The organism is Halochromatium sp. (genome assembly GCF_054919635.1).
Genome location: NZ_JBUDPI010000434.1, coordinates 1 through 2,738, shown reverse-complemented (window position 1 = coordinate 2,738; position 2,738 = coordinate 1). Strand labels below are relative to the sequence as shown.

Here is a 2,738-nt window from a genome sequence, read left to right as displayed (position 1 = left end):
CAGCAGCAGCCCAACCACGGTGAGCAGCCACCATTGGCCGCGCCAGTCGGTATAAGGCGCGGCCAGCTCGACCAAGAGCCCACCGAGCACGATCCCCAGGCCAAGGCCGCTAAAGTGCAGGCCCAATTCACTGCGGTGCCCATGGCGGATCAGCCAGTTCAGGATCAGCCCGGAGCCGAGCATCAGGCCACCAGCGGTGCTGAGTCCGGCCAGAAAGCGGCTCAGGCCCCAGATCAGAGGCGCCTCGAGCATCCACCGCGAGTCTGGTATCTCGGCCATTGCTGTCGACGATGGCAGCACGGTCGAGGATGTCATCAAAGGTGCGGATGCAGGTGTCTGCGCCAGCGACCCGTCCGCGAGCAACCCGGTCAGTATGTCCAGTGTCAGCGACATGCCAGCGAGCGGCATCATCGCCGTCGTCAGTACCGCCAACAGCAGGCTAAGGCGATAAAGACGGTCCTTGAGCATCAGATCCTTGAGTCGGGTCACCACCAGCACGCCGGTAAGGTAGCCAAGATAATTCCAGCCAGCGAGCCAACCCGCTAGCGCATCCCCCATGCCGGTCTGCGGCTGCATATAGGCCAGCATCGGTGTGTAAGCGAAGCGCGCCACGCCCATGGTCAGGACCAGTGCACAGATGCCAGAAAGGAGAACAAAGATCGGCTTTGGCGACGTCATTGGCCAGCTCTAGGGTTTGCATCGTGGTTGCCAAAATCACGATCATGACATCTTGACCGGACTCCGCCTTCTGGTCACCAAGAAAGGCGAATCAACTATGCTTTACGAGCATCAATGGTCCAAACCCTGAGCAGCGGAGAGACAGATTGCTCAATTTTGGCTGTGGATTCTGTATACTTGCGGCCAACGTCCAAACAGGCGATTGAATTTGGATGGCTGAGCAGGCGCTCCTGGTGCAGCTCGGTTGTCGCCAGCCCCTGCTTGGGTCTCATTGCTGCTAAGGGAATCGACCGATGATCCTGCGCTCACTGCTCGTCTTTCTCCTTCTCGCGCTGCTGGCCGGCGGACTCGCCTTGCTGAAGTATCGGCAGATCCAGCAGGACATCGCGATGTTCTCACAACCGCAGCCACCGGCGACCGTGTCGGCGGTCAGGGTGCGCACCACCAGCTGGCAGCCGCGACTTGAGGCGGTTGGCAACGTCCAGGCCGTGCAAGGGGTGATGGTCAACAACGAAGTTGCCGGGCAGATCAAGGAGATTCTGTTCGAGTCCGGCGATCAGGTCATGGCGGACCAAGAGCTGGTGAAGCTGGACACCGAGGTCGACGAGGCCGACCTGAACGGTCTTCGGGCGGGGCTGAATCTGGCCCAGCTGCAGCTCGAGCGCAATCAGAAGCTGCTGCGCGATCGGGCGGTGTCGCAAGGCGACTTCGATCAGATTAGCGCTCAGGTGACGCAGGCGTTAGCCGAGGTCCAGGCCAAGCAGGCACTGATCCGCAAGAAGACCATCCGTGCGCCCTTTGATGGACAGCTCGGCATCCGGCGCGTCAATCTGGGGCAGTTCCTCGATGCCGGCTCGGCCATCGTCGAGCTCGAGGCACTCGACCCGGTCTATGTCGACTATGCGCTACCCGAGCGCAGCCTCTCTGAGATAGCGGTCGGCCAGACGGTCGAGGTGCGTGTCAGCGCCTTCCCCGATCAGGTCTTTAAGGGTGAGATTCGCGCGATCAGCCCAGCCGTGAATCAGGAGACCCGCAATATTCAGGTGCGGGCATTACTGCCGAACCCTGATCGCCGCCTCTTGCCCGGCATGTTCGCCAAGGTCTCAACCCTGCTGCCGATGAAGGATCAGGTGCTGACCCTGCCACGCCAGGCCATCACCTTCAATACCTATGGCGATTCGGTCTTCATGATCCAGCCCGGTGAGGGCGACCAGGACGGCCAGCTCGTGGTCCAGCGACGCCAGGTAGAAACCGGCGCCACGCGCGGCCAAGAGGTCGAGGTTCTGAGCGGTCTCAAGGCCGGAGATCATGTCGTCTCGGCAGGTCAGGTCAAGCTGCGCAATGGCGCGGCGGTGAGTATCGAAGAATGAGATTCACCGACATCTTCGTCCACCGGCCGGTGCTCTCGAGCGTCGTCAGCTTGCTGATCTTCGTGCTTGGACTGCGGGCGATGCTCGGCCTCGAGATCCGCCAGTACCCAGAGACGCAGAACACCGTTGTCACCATCACCACCGCCTACCCGGGCGCGAGTAGCGAGCTGGTCAAGGGCTTCATCACCACGCCCTTGCAGCAGGCCATCGCCGAGGCCGATGGCATCGACTACCTGACCGCGACCAGTACCCAGGGCGTCTCGGTGATCGAGGCCAATATGCGCCTCAACTATGACCCGAATGCCGCGGTCTCGGAGATCCAGGCCAAGGTCGCGAGCAAGCTCAATGTGCTTCCGGCAGCCGCCCAGAACCCGGTGATCGACTCGACCACCGGCGACTCGACCGCCTTGATGTACCTGGCGTTCTACAGCGAGCAGATGACGCTGCCGCAGATCACCGATTATCTGATCCGCGTGGTGCAGCCCCAGCTGCAGGCTCAGGAAGGCGTCGCCAAGGCCGAGTTGATCGGCAACCAAACCTATGCGATGCGGGTCTGGCTAGACCCAGACCGCATGGCTGCCCTCGGTGTCAGCGGCGTCGAGGTGGCCCGGGTGCTGGCTGCCAACAACTACCTAGCGGGTATCGGCCAGATCAAGGCCGAGGACGTCCAGGAAGACCTCTCGATCACGA

General features: G+C 61.8%; 3 protein-coding genes. 2 read left to right on the top strand and 1 reads right to left on the bottom strand.

The window, feature by feature from the left end:
* The coding region (locus ACY693_RS17850) for a YbfB/YjiJ family MFS transporter (protein ID WP_462323157.1) at positions 1-678 on the bottom strand (678 nt) is incomplete at its 3' end.
* 293 nt (positions 679-971) lie between these two features.
* Here ACY693_RS17850 and ACY693_RS17845 point away from each other — a divergent pair.
* Together ACY693_RS17845 and ACY693_RS17840 are read left to right on the top strand one after the other, a co-directional pair.
* A complete protein-coding gene (locus tag ACY693_RS17845; protein WP_462323156.1) occupies positions 972-2,048 on the top strand; it encodes an efflux RND transporter periplasmic adaptor subunit in 1,077 nt (358 codons plus the stop codon).
* A partial coding sequence (locus ACY693_RS17840) for an efflux RND transporter permease subunit (protein ID WP_462323155.1) occupies positions 2,045-2,738 on the top strand: 694 nt, incomplete at its 3' end. The genes ACY693_RS17845 and ACY693_RS17840, both read left to right, overlap by 4 nt.